This window comes from Lentzea xerophila (assembly GCF_051094245.1).
Taxonomy (GTDB): domain Bacteria; phylum Actinomycetota; class Actinomycetes; order Mycobacteriales; family Pseudonocardiaceae; genus Lentzea; species Lentzea xerophila.
Map to the genome: position 1 here is coordinate 8,495,221 of NZ_CP194934.1, position 15,520 is coordinate 8,510,740.

Annotated in this window: 18 protein-coding genes; 12 read left to right on the forward strand and 6 right to left on the reverse strand. The window is 69.0% G+C overall.

Annotated features, from left to right (window positions below):
• Window positions 1-75: 75 nt before the first annotated feature.
• Both ACRSBM_RS40795 and ACRSBM_RS40800 read right to left on the reverse strand, forming a co-directional pair.
• A complete protein-coding gene (locus ACRSBM_RS40795; protein ID WP_434452051.1) occupies window positions 76-825 on the reverse strand; it encodes a hypothetical protein in 750 nt (249 codons plus the stop codon).
• Between the two features lie 5 nt (window positions 826-830).
• On the reverse strand, window positions 831-1,742 hold the full coding sequence (locus ACRSBM_RS40800; protein ID WP_434452052.1) for an ABC transporter ATP-binding protein: 912 nt from the start codon (window positions 1,740-1,742) through the stop codon (window positions 831-833).
• A gap of 131 nt (window positions 1,743-1,873) precedes the next feature.
• On the opposite strand from ACRSBM_RS40800, the gene ACRSBM_RS40805 reads away from it, so the two are divergent.
• Window positions 1,874-2,308 carry a PPOX class F420-dependent oxidoreductase gene (locus ACRSBM_RS40805; protein ID WP_434452053.1) on the forward strand — a complete coding sequence of 145 codons (435 nt, stop codon included), beginning with the start codon at window positions 1,874-1,876 and terminating at the stop codon, window positions 2,306-2,308.
• Here the strand turns inward: ACRSBM_RS40805 and ACRSBM_RS40810 are convergent.
• Window positions 2,305-3,093 (reverse strand): HAD family hydrolase, encoded by a 789-nt coding sequence (locus tag ACRSBM_RS40810; protein WP_434452054.1) that lies wholly within the window; start codon window positions 3,091-3,093, stop codon window positions 2,305-2,307. The two genes, ACRSBM_RS40805 and ACRSBM_RS40810, sit on opposite strands and share 4 nt — an antisense overlap.
• Before the next feature lie 47 nt (window positions 3,094-3,140).
• On the opposite strand from ACRSBM_RS40810, the gene ACRSBM_RS40815 reads away from it, so the two are divergent.
• From ACRSBM_RS40815 to ACRSBM_RS40825, 3 genes are read left to right on the forward strand one after another with little or no spacing between them, the layout of a single operon-like run.
• Window positions 3,141-3,668 carry a TetR/AcrR family transcriptional regulator gene (locus tag ACRSBM_RS40815; RefSeq protein ID WP_434452055.1) on the forward strand — a complete coding sequence of 176 codons (528 nt, stop codon included), beginning with the start codon at window positions 3,141-3,143 and terminating at the stop codon, window positions 3,666-3,668.
• Window positions 3,668-4,147: a pyridoxamine 5'-phosphate oxidase family protein gene (locus ACRSBM_RS40820; RefSeq protein WP_434452056.1), complete on the forward strand. Its 480-nt coding sequence runs from the start codon at window positions 3,668-3,670 to the stop codon at window positions 4,145-4,147. Before ACRSBM_RS40815 ends, ACRSBM_RS40820 begins: the two co-directional genes overlap by 1 nt.
• Entirely contained in the window at window positions 4,131-5,051 is a 921-nt protein-coding gene (locus tag ACRSBM_RS40825; RefSeq protein WP_434452057.1) for an SDR family oxidoreductase, read from the forward strand. The genes ACRSBM_RS40820 and ACRSBM_RS40825 overlap by 17 nt, the downstream gene beginning before the upstream one ends.
• A gap of 41 nt (window positions 5,052-5,092) precedes the next feature.
• Here the strand turns inward: ACRSBM_RS40825 and ACRSBM_RS40830 are convergent, their stop codons facing one another.
• Together ACRSBM_RS40830 and ACRSBM_RS40835 are read right to left on the reverse strand one after the other, a co-directional pair.
• On the reverse strand, window positions 5,093-5,749 hold the full coding sequence (locus tag ACRSBM_RS40830; RefSeq protein WP_434452058.1) for a response regulator: 657 nt from the start codon (window positions 5,747-5,749) through the stop codon (window positions 5,093-5,095).
• A gap of 9 nt (window positions 5,750-5,758) precedes the next feature.
• Complete coding sequence (locus tag ACRSBM_RS40835) at window positions 5,759-6,934, reverse strand: sensor histidine kinase (RefSeq protein WP_434452059.1); 1,176 nt, start codon at window positions 6,932-6,934, stop codon at window positions 5,759-5,761.
• 116 nt (window positions 6,935-7,050) lie between these two features.
• Here ACRSBM_RS40835 and ACRSBM_RS40840 point away from each other — a divergent pair, with 116 nt between their 5' ends.
• Complete coding sequence (locus tag ACRSBM_RS40840) at window positions 7,051-7,719, forward strand: hypothetical protein (protein ID WP_434452060.1); 669 nt, start codon at window positions 7,051-7,053, stop codon at window positions 7,717-7,719.
• Entirely contained in the window at window positions 7,716-8,084 is a 369-nt protein-coding gene (locus ACRSBM_RS40845; protein ID WP_434452061.1) for a GntR family transcriptional regulator, read from the forward strand. Before ACRSBM_RS40840 ends, ACRSBM_RS40845 begins: the two co-directional genes overlap by 4 nt.
• Here the strand turns inward: ACRSBM_RS40845 and ACRSBM_RS40850 are convergent.
• Window positions 8,069-8,506, reverse strand: a complete 438-nt coding sequence (locus ACRSBM_RS40850; RefSeq protein ID WP_434452062.1) for a hypothetical protein — start codon at window positions 8,504-8,506, stop codon at window positions 8,069-8,071. The genes ACRSBM_RS40845 and ACRSBM_RS40850 overlap by 16 nt on opposite strands.
• A 48-nt stretch (window positions 8,507-8,554) precedes the next feature.
• Here ACRSBM_RS40850 and ACRSBM_RS40855 point away from each other — a divergent pair, with 48 nt between their 5' ends.
• From ACRSBM_RS40855 to ACRSBM_RS40880, 6 genes are all read left to right on the forward strand, one after another.
• Window positions 8,555-10,066, forward strand: a complete 1,512-nt coding sequence (locus tag ACRSBM_RS40855) for a dynamin family protein (RefSeq protein ID WP_434453441.1) — start codon at window positions 8,555-8,557, stop codon at window positions 10,064-10,066.
• Window positions 10,067-10,092: 26 nt separating this feature from the next.
• Window positions 10,093-10,428, forward strand: a complete 336-nt coding sequence (gene grpE / locus ACRSBM_RS40860) for a nucleotide exchange factor GrpE (protein ID WP_434453443.1) — start codon at window positions 10,093-10,095, stop codon at window positions 10,426-10,428.
• Window positions 10,425-12,245: a dynamin family protein gene (locus ACRSBM_RS40865; protein WP_434452063.1), complete on the forward strand. Its 1,821-nt coding sequence runs from the start codon at window positions 10,425-10,427 to the stop codon at window positions 12,243-12,245. Before grpE ends, ACRSBM_RS40865 begins: the two co-directional genes overlap by 4 nt.
• Window positions 12,246-12,348: 103 nt before the next feature.
• Window positions 12,349-13,035 (forward strand): DUF6802 family protein, encoded by a 687-nt coding sequence (locus ACRSBM_RS40870; protein WP_434452064.1) that lies wholly within the window; start codon window positions 12,349-12,351, stop codon window positions 13,033-13,035.
• Window positions 13,036-13,346: 311 nt separating this feature from the next.
• The gene (locus ACRSBM_RS40875; RefSeq protein ID WP_434452065.1) at window positions 13,347-15,173 is read left to right on the forward strand and encodes a phosphoenolpyruvate carboxykinase (GTP); all 1,827 of its coding nucleotides are present in this window, start codon (window positions 13,347-13,349) and stop codon (window positions 15,171-15,173) included.
• Between the two features lie 74 nt (window positions 15,174-15,247).
• The gene (locus ACRSBM_RS40880; protein ID WP_434452066.1) at window positions 15,248-15,457 is read left to right on the forward strand and encodes a hypothetical protein; all 210 of its coding nucleotides are present in this window, start codon (window positions 15,248-15,250) and stop codon (window positions 15,455-15,457) included.
• Window positions 15,458-15,520: the final 63 nt, after the last annotated feature.

Below are 15,520 nucleotides of genomic sequence, written 5' to 3' on the forward strand. Positions count from 1 at the left end.
ATCGGGACGTGGGTCACCCCCCGACGGATGACCCACGTCCCGCTCCCCCTTACCGGTGCCGGTCACGGCACCTGGTCACGCGTCCCGCCGCTTGGCGACGACCAGCGCGACCACCAGCAGCGCGACCGCGATGCCGGCGAAGTAGCCGAGCGAACCCCATTCGCTCAGCTTGAAGTCGACCCCCGTGCCGCCCTGTTCCGGGCTCGCCTCTCCCATCGAGACGAAGTGGGTGGCGTTCATGAACGGCAGCCAGGCCTGGATCTTGACGCCGACGTTGGGGATGATCCCGATCAGGCCCTCGGCCAGCATCTGCCAGACGAGCAGGATCGCGACCGCACCCGCGGTCTGGCGAACGAGGATGCCGATGGCCACGGCGATGACCGCGCCGACGGCGTAGATCAGGCCGACGCCCGCCACGTGCCGCCACTCGGCCGCCGTGTTGATCGCGAGATCCGAGCTCGGCGAGAGCAGCTTGGCCACGCCCCACGAACCGAACGCGATGATCTCGCCGAGCAGACCGGCGATGAACGCGACCACGGCGGTCTTGGCGACGAGCGCGGACGTGCGGTTCGGCACCGCGAGGAACGTGGAGCGGATGGTGTTGAAGCGGTACTCCGTGGTGACCGCGAGCGCCGCCATCACGAGCACCACGGCGATGGCGAGCTGGCTGCTGCCGATCTGGGTGACGCCGAGCGGCACCGGGCCGTCGGTCGTACCCGCGATGATCGCTGTGAGACCGACGCCCAGGACCATGGCGAGCGCGCTGCACCAGTAGGGCGAACGGGTGGAGAAAAGCTTGATTCTCTCGACTGCCAACAGGGTCATCAGACTCACTTCCCGATCTCTGCGTGGTACTCGACAGCATCGCCGGTCAGCTGCATGAACGCCTCTTCGAGGGAGCCGCGCTGCGGGCTGAGCTCGTGCAGGACGACACCGTTGGCGGCGGCGATGTCACCGATCTGGTCGCTGGTGGCACCCGTTACGGACAACGCGCCGTCCGCGCCGTCGCGAACGGTGAAGCCCTTGTCGACGAGCAGCGGGCCGAGCTTGAACAGCTGAGGACTGCGCACGAGGACGGAGTTACCCGTCGAGCGCTCGATGAACTCCTGCGTGCTGGTCTGGGTGATCAGCTTCCCCCGGCCGATCACCACGAGCTCGCTGGCCGTGAGCGCCATCTCCGACAGCAGGTGGCTCGACACCAGGACCGTGCGGCCCTCGGCGGCGAGGTTCTGCATGAACGTGCGGATCCAGAGGATGCCCTCGGGGTCCAGGCCGTTGACCGGCTCGTCGAACAGCAGGACCTTCGGGTCGCCGAGCAGTGCCGCGGCGATCCCCAGCCGCTGCGACATGCCGAGCGAGAACCCGCCGGCGTTCTTGCCCGCGACCTGCGTGAGGCCGACGGCGTCGAGCACCGCGTCCACGCGGTCGCCCGGCAGGCCGTTGGACTTCGCGAGCCAGCGCAGGTGGGCGCGGGCCGAACGGTTGGGGTGCACCCACTTGGCGTCGAGGAGCGCACCGACCGTCCGCAGTGGACGGTTCAGGTCGGCGTAGGGCTTGCCGTCGATCAGCACGCGGCCTGCCGTCGGACGGTCGAGCCCCAGGATCATCCGCATGGTGGTGGACTTGCCGGCGCCGTTCGGACCGAGGAATCCGGTCACGCGTCCAGGTTGGACGGTGAACGACAGGTCGTCGACCGCGACCGTCCTGCCGTATCTCTTGGTGAGGCCGATTGCCTCGATCATTGGTTTCCCCTCTCGGTGACGGGTACTACCTTGCTGCTCCGAGGGGGTACGCCACATCGCCCTGCGGTCTTCGAATCCCGTCAACTTCCGTCGCCGGGTACCGCTACCTCCGTCGTAGTTGAATGAGCCACATGGGATACACGGAAGCTCCCGAAGGCTGGTGGCGCGAGTTCGTGCTGGCCAAGCCCGCCCGCACCGCCAAGCTGGCCGTCACCCGCAAGGACGGCTCGCCGCACGTCGCGCCGGTGTGGGTCGACCTCGACGGCCCCGACGTCGTCTTCCTGACCGGGCGCGACACGGTGAAGGGCAAGTCGATCCTGCGCGACGGCCGCGTTGCCCTGTGCTTCGACGACGAGAACCCGCCGTTCAACTTCGTCACGATCACCGGCCAGGCCGTCGTCGACGAGGACCCTGATCAGCTGAAGTACTGGGCGGGCCGCACAGCGGCCCGCTACATGGGCGACGACCGAGCCGACGAGTTCGCCGAGCGCAACGGCGTGCCCGGCGAACTGGTCGTCCGGGTGAAGGCCGACAAGGTCGTCGCCGTCCGGAACGTCTCCGACTAGGCGGGGAAGAACCGCTCCAGGACCTGGGCCGCGCCGTCCTCCAGCACGGTCGGCGCGACCATGTCCGCCACCGCGTGCACACCGGCCGGCGCCTGCCCCATCGCGACGCCGAGGCCCGCCCACTTCAGCATCTCGACGTCGTTGGTGCCGTCGCCGATCGCGAGCGCGTCCGCGGCGTCGATGCCGAACTGCCCGCTGAGCTCCTCCAGCGCCGAGCCCTTGGTGACGTTGAGCGGCACCGCGGTCAGCCACGCCTCGGTGTGGTCGACCGACCACTCGATGCCCGGCAGTTCCAGGTCCTTCACGGCGAACGACAGCTCGGCCGGCGTGTGGTCGAGCCAGCGCACGACGAGCCGCGGCGTCGGCGTGGCCGCGATCTCGTCGAAGGTCGCGTCGGTCGTCGCACCCCACAGGTCGCCCGGCAGGAAGTGGCCGAGCGAGAGGTTGCCTACGCCGGTCTGCTCGATCGCGAACACGGCGCCGGGCAGCAGCGCCTGCAGCGCCTTGATCGTCGGACCGGGGTCGAACGTCGTGCGCCTGGTCACGTCGTTGCGCACCGGGTCCCACCACACGGCGCCGTTCGAGCACACGGCGAACGAGGCGGGCAACTGCGCGGCGATCGGGGTGGTGCCGATGAGGCTGCGGCCGGTGCACAGCACGACTTTGGCGCCGTGTTCCGTCGCGCGGGTGATGGCCGCCTTCACGGCGGGCGCGATCTCGTTCGAGCCGACCGGGGTCAGGGTTCCGTCGATGTCCAATGCCACCAGGCGCGGTCTCCAGTTCACTGGTGCGACCCTATGCGAAGGTTAGTGAACTGTGGTTCACTAATGCGGTGGCACGACCTCGCACGATCACCGACGAACGGATCCTGAACGCCGTCGCGGCCGTCATCGACCGGCGCGGACCGGAGTTCACCGTCGCCGACGTGGCCGCGGAGGCCGGGGTGTCGGTCGGTGCGGTGGCGAAGCGGTTCGGGTCGAAGAGCGGCCTGCTGCAGGCGTTGACCCGTGCGGGAACCGAGGAGGTCGTCCGCCGGACGCGTGCGGCCGGCAGCGTCCGCGAGGCGTTGCTGACCTGGTTCGACCGGCTGGCCGACCCGGTGGTCGCGACGAACAACCTCGCGCAGCTCGGCGTCGACCTGATCGACCCGGAGCTGCGCGCGTTGCTGGCACGGCACTACGCGGTGCTGGAGGCGGAGCTGGAGATCCTGTGCGCGGCCGAAGGACTGCCGCGCAACGCCGCCCGCGTCCTCGCCGCACTGGTCTACGGAATCTCGATGGACTGGTCGGTGCGGCCGCGCGGAGATCTGCTGACCCGCACGGCGGAGGACATAGATCTGGTGTTGAAGGGGATGCGCTGATGGCTACCTGGGCGGAGTTCACGGCGGAACAGCCCGACATGGCCGCGTTCGTGGAGAGCAGGTTCGCCGCGGACCGGCACGCGTTGATCGCGACGCTGCGGCGGGACGGCTCGCCGCGGATCAGCGGTGTGGAGCCGGACTTCACGCGGGGCGAGCTGTGGGCGGGGATGATGCCGAACTCGCTGAAGTCCCGCGACCTGCGGCGTGATCCGCGGTTCGCGCTGCACTGCATGACGACGACCGCCTCGATGACGGAGGCCGGTGACGCGAAGGTCGGCGGCACGGCCGAGTTCTGGACCGACAAGGAGCTCTACCTGAAGGAACTGTTCGAGCGCACGGGGTGGCGGCCGGAGCCGGACGAGCTGGACCTGTTCCGGTTCGACGTCACCGAGGTCGTGCAGCTCATCGTCGAAGGGGACGGGATGGTCGTCCTGTCGTGGCACGAGGGAAGGGGAACTCGCCGTGTCGTCAAGAAGTGAGCTCGATCTGAGCGGGAAGGTCGCGGTCGTCACCGGTGCCACGCGCGGTGCGGGGCGGGCGATCGCGGTCGAGCTGGGGGCGGCCGGGGCGACGGTGTTCGTCGCCGGCCGGACGACGCGGGCGCAGCAGTCGGAGGTCGGCCGGTCGGAGACGATCGAGGAGACCGCCGAGCTCGTGGACGCGGCCGGGGGCAGGGGGATCGCGGTCCGCTGCGACCTCACCAAGCCGTCCGATGTGGACGCTCTGGCGGCGCGCATCGACCGGCTCGACATCTTCATCGACAACGCCTGGGGCGGCGAGAACCTCGTCGAGTGGGGCAAGTTCTGGGAGCACGACCTCGACCGGCAGCTGCACATGTGGCGCAACGGCGTCGAGACGCACCTGATCGCCATCCACAAGCTGATGCCGATCCTGCTGAAGTCCGACGACGGTCTCGTGGTCGAGGTGACCGACGGCGAGGACGGCGAGGCGTACTTCGTGAACCTCCCGTACGACGCGGTGAAGAACACCGTGCGTCGGTTCGGCGAGGTGCTCGCCAAGGACCTTCGCGATGTCCCGAACGTGACCGCTGTCGCCGCCACGCCGGGGTTCCTGCGCTCCGAGCAGATGCTGGAGGGCTTCGGCGTCACGGAGGCGAACTGGCGTGACGCGATCAAGGACGTGCCCGACTACGCGTTGTCCGAGACGCCGCACTACCTGGGCCGAGGCCTCGCACACCTCGCGGCGGACAAGGACCGCGCGAGGTTCTCCGGCCAGTGCCTCTCGTCGTGGAAGCTCAAGCGCGAGTACGGGTTCACCGACCTCGACGGCTCGCAGCCCGACTGGGGCCGCTGGTGGGACGAGGTCGTGCAGCCGCGGATGGCGGGGGCGGTCGTGGACGCCGACCCCGAGCAGTACCGCTAGGCAAGGTTTATGAAAGCTCCCCTCATCAACCTCAATGCCGCTTAGGCGTCGCCAGGACGGACCAGGCCGGTCTCGTAGGCCAGCACGACGGCCTGCACCCGGTCCCGCAGTTCCAGCTTCGCCAGGATCCGGCCGACGTGGGTCTTCACCGTCGCCTCGGACAGGAAGAGCTTGCGGGCGATCTCGGTGTTCGACAGGCCCTTCGCGATCAGCACGAGCACCTCGCGCTCGCGTTCGGTCAGCACGTCGAGCACCGAGGCGTCGCGCAGTTCGCCGCCGCCGTCGCCGAGGAACCGGCCCAGCAGCCGCTTCGTCACGGACGGGGAGACCACGGCGTCACCGGAGGCCACCGCGCGCAGGGCCGAGACCAGGTCGGCCGGCGGGGTGTCCTTCAGCAGGAACCCGCTGGCTCCGTTGCGCAGGGCCGAGAGCGCGTACTCGTCCATGTCGAAGGTGGTCATGACCAGGACCTTCGCCGTGTCGGCCGCGGCGATCCGCTTGGTCGCCTCGACGCCGTCCAGGACGGGCATGCGGACGTCCATGAGGACGACGTCCGGGCGGAGCTTGTCGGCCATCTGCACGGCGTCCAGGCCGTCGGCGGCCTCGCCGACCACGTCGATGTCCTCCTGCGCCCCCAGCACCATGCGGAAGCCCATGCGCATGAGTTCCTGGTCGTCGACCAGCAGTACCCGAATCACTCGATCACCCTATGCGGCTAGTGGAAATGTCGCGCGCACGCGCCAGCCCCCGCCGGGGTTGGGGCCCGCCTCGAAGTCGCCGCCCAGCACCGCGGCCCTCTCCCTCATGCCGATCAGGCCGTTGCCACCGGAAACCTTGACCACGTCGTGCGGCGTGCCGAAGCCGTTGTCGATGACTTCCAGCCGTAGTTCTTCCGGCGTGCGGGCCAGGCGGACCAGGGCGGTCGTGCCCGTTCCCGCGTGCTTGATGGTGTTGGTCAGCGCTTCCTGGACGATGCGGTAGACGCCCAGGCCGACGCCTGCCGGGAGGTCGTCCACGTCGCCGGTGATCTCCAGGCGGACGGGGACGCCGGCGGCGCGGGTGTTCTCCGCCAGGTCGACCACGCCCCGCGCGTCGGGCTGGGGAGCCCACTGCGTCTCGGTGTCCTCGCTGCGCAGGACGCCCAGCAGGCGGCGCATCTCGGTGAGGGCGAGGCGGCCGGTCTCGGCGATCGTGCGGACCGCGTTCTCGGCCACTTCCGGCTGTGACCTGATCGTGTAAGCGGCGCCGTCGGCGTGGACGATCATCACGCTCACCGAGTGCGCCACGACGTCGTGGAGCTCGCGGGCGATCCGGGAGCGCTCCTCGCCCACCGCGATCTTGGCCTGCTGGTCGCGTTCGGTCTCGAGCAGGGCGAGGCGTTGTTCCAGCTCGCGCTGGTAGGCGCGGCGGGCGCCGATGAACTCGCCCATCGCCCAGCTGAAGCCGAAGATCACGAAGACCATGAACACGAAGAAGACGGCCTGCAGCTCGCCGATCCGGAAGATCCCCCAGAGCAGGGTGCCGGCCAGCAGCCAGCCCGCGTAGATCAGCGCCGTCTTGCGGTTCGTGTACGCGACGAGCGTGTAGAGCGCGATGGCCAGTGCGAAGTCCGACATGCGGACCGGGATGCCGGCCTCGCCGCCGTGCGTGAAGAGTTGCAGGAACGCGCCACCGAGGATCAGGTAGCTGCTGCCGAGCGGGTGGTAGCGGCGGAACGGCAGCGGGCCGAGCATCAGCAGCGTGACGACGAGGTAGGCGGAGAACGACACGCCCCGGTCGGCCGCGGTGACGGCGAAACCCATGTCGAAGATCAGCAGAACTCCGGCGATCAGGGAGTCCCCGAACACCGGATGAGACTTCATCCACAGGCTGAACCGCCGCACTGCACAAGGTTAGGTGCGGGCCGAACTTCCGCGCGTCGCGCCACGGGCTGACGCTGCGTACGACTTCAGTGTGAGTTATTGTGCTGAGGGGTTGACACAAAGTTCGGGGGTGCGCCATGTACGACGTCCTGTGGGCCGCCGGCGCCGGGTTGGTGCTGCTGGTCGTCCTGTGGCCGACGCGGTCGACCGGCAGGCGGTTGCTGAAGAGCTGGAAGGTGACCGACCCCACGCCGGCGCAGATCGACGACGCGGTCCGGTACCTGAAACGGCGGCGGTTGCTCTACCCGTGGCTCTACGCCGGGCTGACGCTCGTGCCGTTCGCCACCGGTCGTGGCGTCGGGTCGCTGGCCGCGGTGGTGCTCGGCGGCACGTTGCTGGCCGAGCTGCTGGCGTTGTCGTTGCCCCGGGAAGGCTCGCAGCGGGTGGCCTCGCTCACGCCGCGCGGCCTGTTCGACATCGGGTCACAGTACGTGTTGATCGCTTACGCCGCGATCGTGGCGATCGGGCTGGTCTGGTTGGTCGTGACCCTCCAGATCGGGCAGCTGCCCGTGCTCGTGGTGTCCGTCGGCGCGGTCGCGGCGGTCACCTGGGCGGCGGTGGCGCGGCCCGCGGACGGTGACGAGGAGGTCGACCGGGCACTGCGGACCCGCAGCGTGCACGTGTCGGCGGGGCTCGGCGCGGCGGTGGTCGGTGCGCTCGTCGGCGGGGTGTTCGCCCTCGTGGGCATCGCGGCGTGGGTGCTGATGGCCAACACCAACGTCGTGTCCAAGAAGATCGTCTGGTGACAGCTCCCCGGATCGTCGTCGACGTCGAGAACGGCGTCGCGCCGTGGCGCCAGGTCCGGGACCAGCTCGTCCGGTTGATCAGCGGTGGGGTGCTGCCGGTCGGGGCGCGGTTGCCGACGATCCGGCAGCTCGCGGCCGACCTCGGGCTCGCGGCGGGCACCGTGGCGCGCGCGTACCGGGAGCTGGAGACCGTGGGCGTGATCACAACAGGACGAAGGCAGGGCACCGTGGTGGCTGCCCTGCCTTCGCATGCACCGGACCCGCTCTCCGCCGCCGCGGCGGAGTTCGTCGCCGTCGCTCGGTCACTCGGCGCCAGTGAGGGGGAGGCACTGAACGCCGTGCGAGCCCACTACGTGGGTGAGTAAGGCGACTCGATCTTGTTCGCGGGCCGCGGTTCGCTCACATGTGAGTGGCGTTCCTCGTAGATTCGGTGCTCCTCGGCCATCTGGTCCGCGAGCTGCTGCTGGAGCTGACGATCCCGAATCCTGGCCAGGATCGCCATCGTGACGCCGTGTGCGAGTGCCAGCAGCAACAGCACAATGCCCAGCTTCACGACCACGTTCTTCACGGGGTCACCGGTCTCGACGTCGATGATCGACACCAGCGCCAACAGGCCGAGCACGACGAGGTGGAACAGCACGGCGGTCAGCTTCATCATGCCGCCGACCTGATCGTCGTCGTACGCGGCGCGCTTCAAATATCCCTTGCCGCTGTGGTAGATCAGCTGGCCGTCGACCACGACCAGGACGATCCCCAGCACTAGGAACGTCACGTAGCTGTCACCCATGCGCTGTGGCTACCCGCGCACGGGCGCGCACAAACCGTGGCACGATCTGTGCCCGTGACGGCGTTGCAGGGACAACAACAACTGGCTGGGCCGCTGTGCGCGGCGGTGGCCCATTTGTGCGTTGCCCTGCAGCCGCAGGTCTCCCCGCGGACCGCCGCCGGGTTCCAGGAGGTGCTGCGCCGCCTGCACGCGCCGTTGCAGGTCGCGGTGGCCGGGCGGATCAAGTCCGGCAAGTCGACTCTGGTGAACGCGTTGATCGGACGACGGGTCGCGCCCACCGACATCGGTGAGTGCACACGGCTCGTCACGCGTTATCAGTACGGAACTGTCGACCGCATCGAAGTCGTACTGAAAGACGGCCGGCGGCAGGTGTTGCCGTTCGACGCGAACGGCATGATCCCCGCTTCTCTTGGCGTGGAAGGCATCTCGCACATCGAGGCGTATCTGACGAACGCGGTGCTGCGCGACTTCACCGTCATCGACACCCCTGGGCTCGGCTCGCTGGACGCGGCCTCGGTCGCACGCACCGAGGAACTGCTGGATCCCGTGTCGCGCAACGCCGTCGCCGGTGCCGAGGCCGTTCTCTACGTCGTGACGCAGGGCGTGCGCGCGGACGACCATTCGGCGTTGGCCGCCTTCACCGCCGCGACGGCGTCACGCGAAGCCGGTCCGGTCAACGCCATCGCCGCGTTGAACAAGGTCGACGCCGTCGCGCCGGAAACCGTCGAAGGCTCGGAAGGGGACGTCTGGCGGGCCGCGGAGATCCTCGCGGCGAAGCAGGCCGACCTGCTCAAGCCGCGGGTCGCGGACGTACTGCCGGTGATCAGCCTGCTCGCCGAGTCCGCGGAGACCGGTGAGTTCACGTCGGCGGACGCGGAGGCGTTGCGGGCGCTGGCCGCCCTGGACGCGGACACCCGCACGATGATGCTGATGTCCGGCGACCTTTTCACGTCGTGGGGCTGCGACGTCGCGGCGGGGGTGCGGTCGCGGTTGCTGGAGAAGCTCGACCTGTACGGCATCGGCCGTGCCCTGCAGGCCCTCGACGCCGAACCCGCGCTGACCGCCGGCGCGCTGCGGCGGGTGCTGTTCGACGCCTCCGGGTTCGCCGCCGTGCGCGGACGGCTGGACGCGGTGTTCCGGGCCCGCGCCGACGGCATCAAGGCGGCGGCCGCGCTGGCCTCGGTCACGTCGCTGGCCGCGGGCGATCCCGGCGAACGGCAGCGCGTGCACGACGCGATCGAGGTCCTGCTGGCCCGCCCGGAGGCGCACCAGCTGCGGTTGCTGGAGGCGTTGACGCTGGTCTCGTCCGGTGCCGTGGCGCTGGCACCGGACCTGACCGAGGAGGTGCTGCGCGTCGGCAGCACCCCGGACGTGGCCGAACGGCTGGGCCTCGCCGGGCGTCCCGGCGCGGAACTGGCCGCGTTCGCGCTGGAACGCGCGGGTTGGTGGCGGTCGTTCGCGTCGTTCGGCGCGACGCCGGCGCAGGCTCGGGTGGCGCACGTCGTGCATCGGGCGTACTTCCTCATCTGGCAGCAACTACGTGCTGGGGGGCACCGATGAGCGTGAACGGAACCGAACACCCCGGCATGGCGTCGGACGACGGTGTGGAGACCATTGCCGACGAGCTGCTGGACCAGGCGCTGGCCGAACGCCGTGCGCTGGTCCAGCTGTGCCTGTACGCGCTGGACCGCGCCAGTGCCGGGGTGGTCGAACGCATCGAGGAAGGCCTGTCGTCCATCGGAGTAGTGGCGGTGCGCGCCGACGGTGAGCGCTTCGACCCGTCGCGGCACGAGGCCGGCGGCACCCTGCCGACCGACGACCTGGCGTTGCAGGGCCTGGTCGCCGAGACCGAGGTGCCCGGCTTCCGCGACCGCGGTCGTGTCCTGCGCGCCCCGATCGTGACGGTCTACACGGCCCGATGAGCAACCTCTCGCAGACCGTCCGGCAGACGCGCGAACGTCTCACCTCTCTCGTTCGCGAGCTAGATTCATCGATGGCCGACTGGGTCACACGGCGTTCGGCCCCCGAGGTGTCGTCGGTCGTGATCGTCGGCGAGACGAACCGCGGCAAGTCCTCGCTCGTCAACGCCCTGCTGGCGACCCCGGGCCTGTCGCCGGTCGACGCGGACGTCGCCACCTCGACGTACCTCGTCTTCCAGCACGGCCCAGCCTGGGCGGCCCGCGCCTGCTACCCCGGCCTGCTCGCGCCCGTCGGCTTCCCGCTGCCCGCGCTGATCAACTGGGTCTCCGCGGCCCACGAACTGCCCGAGGGCGAGCTGCCCCCGCGCTACGTCGAGGTCGACGCCCCGATCCCGTTGCTGGAGCGCATGTCCGTTGTGGACACTCCCGGCGTCGGCGGCCTGGAGTCGGTGCACGGTGAACTGGCGCTCGAAGCCGTCACCTCGGCCACCGCCCTGGTGTTCGTCGTCGACGCCTCGTCCCCGTTCACGCGCGGCGAGCTCGATTTCCTGAAACGCGTCGGCGACCGCGTCGAGACCGTCGTCTTCGCCCTGACCAAGACCGACCAGTACCGCGGCTGGCGCCAGGTCCTCGACGCCGACCGCGCGTTGCTGGCCGAACACGCCCCGCGCTTCGCCGACGCGACGTTCCACCCGGTGTCGTCGCGCATGTTCGACCTGGCCGCCCAGGCCCCGAACCCGGACGCGGCCGCCATGCTCCGGGAGCGTTCCGGCATCTCGTCGTTGCAGACCGCTCTGCAGGAGCTCGTCGCGGGCCGCGCCGGAATGCTGGCCGAGGCCAACGCCCTGCGCGCGTTGTCGACCGTGCTGGACGAGCTCGTCGTTCGCCTCGAACACGAGAAGCGCGCTCTGTCCGTGGGCGAGGATGAGGCCGCGGTGTTGCGCGCCCGCCGCGAAGAGCTGCAGACCGAACGCCGCTCGTCCACCCGAGGCTGGCAGGTGCGGCTGCGGGGCGAGGTCCAGCGCGCCCGCGTCGAGAACTCGCACGAGATCTCCCGCCAGATGCGCGAGCTGCAGACCTGGTACCGCCAGGCCATCGACGCGGCCGACCGCACCGCTCTGGCGTCGTTGCCGCAGCAGGTCGACACCGCGTTGCAGGTCGTGTCCGGCCGCATCTCCACCGCGCTGTCCGTGCGCCTGTCCCAGGTCGCCGACGCCGTCCTGGCCACGCTGTTCTCGTCGGAGGAACTGACCCTGATCCGCGGCCAGTTCGCCCGCGGTGTGCAACCCCCCGTCGTGTTACGCCCCAAGGAGAAGCGCCCGCCGACGGCCGAGGACAAGCTGCTGGTGTTCATGGGCGTCTCCGGCGGCCTGGGCGCGGGCAAGCTGGCCGTCATGCCGCTGGCCGGTCTCGGCATCGCCGCGCTGAACCCGATCGTCCTGCCCGTGACCATCGCATTGGGCCTCGGCGCGGGCTGGTGGATGGCCCGCACCCGCACCCACACCGCCGAGAAGCAGCACGTCAAGCAGTGGCTCTCCGACTCGATCGCCGACGCCCGCTCCACAGTGGACCAGCTGGCCGCCGAGCAGCTGATCGAGGCCGAGCAGGCTCTCTCGCTGGCCCTGGACGAGGCGCTGGCCAAGCGCATCGAGGCCATCGAGGCGGAGCTGCGGGAGGTCGACCGGGCGTTGCGGATGGAGGCCGGCGAACGCGGCCGCGAGCTGCAGGCCGTGATCCGGCAGCTCGCCGAGGTGGAGCAGGGGCGGTCGAAGGCCGAGGAGCTGCTCGGCCGCATCCGTTCGGTCCGCGACCGCGCCTGAGGAGGAGGAACGTCGTCCGGACCGGCTCAAACGGTTGGCCGGGGAACCAAACACGCCTAACGTGGGTCATACCGGTACATGAGCAAGTAGGAGGTGTGTCCCGGTGTACATCGACGAGAACGGTGCGGCCGACGCCGAGCTGAAGGTGACCGTCGAGGACGAGGAGTACACCGCCGACGTCACCTTCGACCTCGACTCCGACGGCGTGAACGACTCCGCCGTCGTCGAGACCGATGACGGTGGTCATCTCGCGTTCACCGACACGAACGGTGACGGCGACGCCGATCTGATGAGCACGTTCGACAAGGACGGCAATCTCCTGAGCCAGGCGCGGTTCGAGGAGAATTCCGGTGAGTGGGTCGCCGTCGACCCCAACGACACCCATCAGGAAAAGACGAATTCGTCATCCACGCAGGCGATTGTCGTGGACACCGACGAAGGTGAGCGAAACGTCGGCCAGGCGACCGAGGACACCGACGGCGACGGCAAGGCCGACACCGCGGTCGTCCGTGACGACGGCGGCGACACGTGGTTGTTCACGGACAAGAACGGTGACGGCAAGGCCGACGTGGCGACCGAGATCACACGGTCTGGCGAGGTCACGATGTCGGAACACCGCGGTGACGACTGGGTCGAGGTCGAGCACGGGCACATCGAGTCCGACGGCCGGTACGTGACCGACTCGAAGAGCGGCATTCTGGACGACTCGGACGACTGGCTCGAGGAAGAACGGTTCGACGGTGTCGTCCGAATCGATTCCACCACCGGGCAGTGGATCAGCCCGAACTGACGTGTGAACTGAAGCGCAGCTCACAGGCCCCGGTGTGGTGAGAACCGCACCGGGGCCTCTTGTGTTTTTCCGATCTCAAGCTCGCCTTAACGCCGTCCGAGTGCTGAATCGATTCCAGAATCGGTTTTGTGAGAGAAGCGACAGGCTGGGGGTGCGTTACCTGCCATTCACCGGGCTAACCTCGGTCCATCCCCTTCCACGTACGCCCGGCCCCACCGGGCGTACGGAGCTATTCCCGAGGACGACGAAGTCCTGCACCGGACCACCACGTGCTCGGGTTGCCGAGGCGTTCAGTCAGGAGACGAGACGAGATGACGGCAGTGACCATTCCCGGTCTCGAACAGGCACCCACCAACCACGCGCGTCTGCTCGCCTGGGTTCAGGAAGTCGCTGAGCTGACCTGCCCCGACGAGGTTGTTTGGGCCGACGGGTCTCAGGGTGAATGGGACCGTCTCACGAAGAAGCTCGTCGACGCCGGGACGTTCGTGCCCCTGAAGAAGAAGCCCAACTCGTTCTGGGCGGCTTCGGACCCGAGCGACGTCGCGCGGGTGGAGGAGCGGACCTACATCTGTTCCGTGCGCGAGGAGGACTCGGGCGCGACGAACAACTGGATGGACCCTTCCGAGATGAAGGCCATCATGACCGAGCTCTACCGGGGCTGCATGCGTGGCCGCACGATGTACGTGATCCCGTTCTGCATGGGCCCGCTCGACGCGGAGAAGCCGATGCTCGGTGTCGAGATCACCGACTCGGAGTACGTCGTCGTCTCCATGCACATCATGACCCGCATGGGCAGCAAGGCGCTCGCGCTGTTCGGTGAGGACGCTCCGTACGTCCCCGCGCTGCACTCGCTCGGCGCTCCGCTGGAGCCCGGCCAGGAAGACGTGCAGTGGCCGTGCAACACGACCAAGTACATCTCGCACTTCCCGGAGACCCGCGAGATCTGGAGCTTCGGCTCCGGCTACGGCGGCAACGCGCTGCTCGGCAAGAAGTGCTTCTCCCTGCGCATCGCCTCGGCGATGGCCCGGGACGAGGGCTGGCTCGCCGAGCACATGCTGATCCTCAAGCTCACCTCGCCGGAGAACAAGGCGTACTACATCGCCGCCGCGTTCCCGTCGGCCTGCGGCAAGACGAACCTCGCGATGCTGGAGCCGACCATCCCCGGCTGGAAGGTCGAGACGCTCGGCGACGACATCGCCTGGATGCGCTTCGGTGAGGACGGCCGCCTGTACGCGGTGAACCCGGAGAACGGCTTCTTCGGCGTCGCGCCCGGCACCGACTACCACACCAACCCGAACGCGATGCGCACCATCGCCAAGGGCAACTCGCTGTTCACGAACGTCGCGCTGACCGACGACGGCGACGTCTGGTGGGAGGGCATGGGCGAGCCGCCCGCCCACCTCACCTCGTGGAAGCACCAGGACTGGACGCCGGACAGCGAGGAGCTCAGCTCGCACCCGAACTCCCGTTACTGCACGCCGATCGAGCAGTGCGACATCAAGGCGCCGGAGTGGGAGGACCCGAACGGCGTGCCGATCTCGGCGATCTTCTTCGGCGGCCGCCGCGCCACGACGATCCCGCTGGTCACCGAGTCGCGCGACTGGCAGCACGGCACCTTCATGGGCGCCACGCTCTCGTCGGAGACCACGGCCGCCGCGGTCGGCAAGACCGGCGTCGTCCGCCGCGACCCGATGGCGATGCTGCCGTTCATCGGTTACAACGCCGGCGACTACTTCCAGCACTGGGTCGACCTCGGCAAGCGCGCCGACGCCGACAAGCTGCCAAAAATTTTCTATGTGAACTGGTTCCGCCGGGGCGACACTGTGTCTAACAAGCCTGGGCGCTTCCTGTGGCCTGGGTTCGGCGAGAACTCGCGCGTGCTGAAGTGGGCCATCGAGCGCCTCGAGGGCAAGTCCGCCGCCGTCGAGACCCCCATCGGGTACGTGCCGACGGCCGACGACCTCGACCTCGAGGGCCTGGACGCGTCGCGTGAGGACATCGAGGCCTCGCTGGCGTTCGACGCCGACGAGTGGCGTGCCGAGATCCCGCTGGTCGAGGAGTGGTTCGCGAAGATCGGCGAGAAGGTCCCGACCACGCTCCGCGACGAGCTGGCGGCACTGAAGCAGCGCCTGGGCTGATCCTTCTCAGGTGTTCGATGCCCCGGCGGTCAACGGCGACCGCTGGGGCATCTTTATGCGGTACTACTGGTGGTGTGACGCAGGACGACTTCCTCGGCGGGCTGAACTACGACGGGTCCAGGCGTGATGTGGAGGTCGGCCCGACCACGGGCATCGTGCGCTACTACCCCGTGCCGCCCGCCCCACCGGCCCGTACGCCGTGGTGGCGCTACGCGCTCGTGTTCGTCCTCGGTTCAACCGTCGGCGTGGTCGCCGGAGTGGTCCTGTGCAGCAATTTTCTGTGAGTCAGCGCAGCTCATCGTCTACTTGAAACGAAGTTGTCCACAGGTGTGGACGGCTCTGTGCAC

Bases quoted from the DNA above. Each gene is read 5' to 3' on its own strand.
- ACRSBM_RS40850 (WP_434452062.1), bottom strand. From the start codon at position 8,506: ATGGGTGACAGCTACGTGACGTTCCTAGTGCTGGGGATCGTCCTGGTC.
- ACRSBM_RS40865 (WP_434452063.1), top strand. From the start codon at position 10,425: ATGAGCAACCTCTCGCAGACCGTCCGGCAGACGCGCGAACGTCTCACC.
- ACRSBM_RS40795 (WP_434452051.1), bottom strand. From the start codon at position 825: ATGACCCTGTTGGCAGTCGAGAGAATCAAGCTTTTCTCCACCCGTTCG.
- ACRSBM_RS40820 (WP_434452056.1), top strand. From the start codon at position 3,668: ATGGCTACCTGGGCGGAGTTCACGGCGGAACAGCCCGACATGGCCGCG.
- ACRSBM_RS40875 (WP_434452065.1), top strand. From the start codon at position 13,347: ATGACGGCAGTGACCATTCCCGGTCTCGAACAGGCACCCACCAACCAC.
- grpE (WP_434453443.1), top strand. From the start codon at position 10,093: ATGGCGTCGGACGACGGTGTGGAGACCATTGCCGACGAGCTGCTGGAC.
- ACRSBM_RS40840 (WP_434452060.1), top strand. From the start codon at position 7,051: ATGTACGACGTCCTGTGGGCCGCCGGCGCCGGGTTGGTGCTGCTGGTC.
- ACRSBM_RS40805 (WP_434452053.1), top strand. From the start codon at position 1,874: ATGGGATACACGGAAGCTCCCGAAGGCTGGTGGCGCGAGTTCGTGCTG.
- ACRSBM_RS40800 (WP_434452052.1), bottom strand. From the start codon at position 1,742: ATGATCGAGGCAATCGGCCTCACCAAGAGATACGGCAGGACGGTCGCG.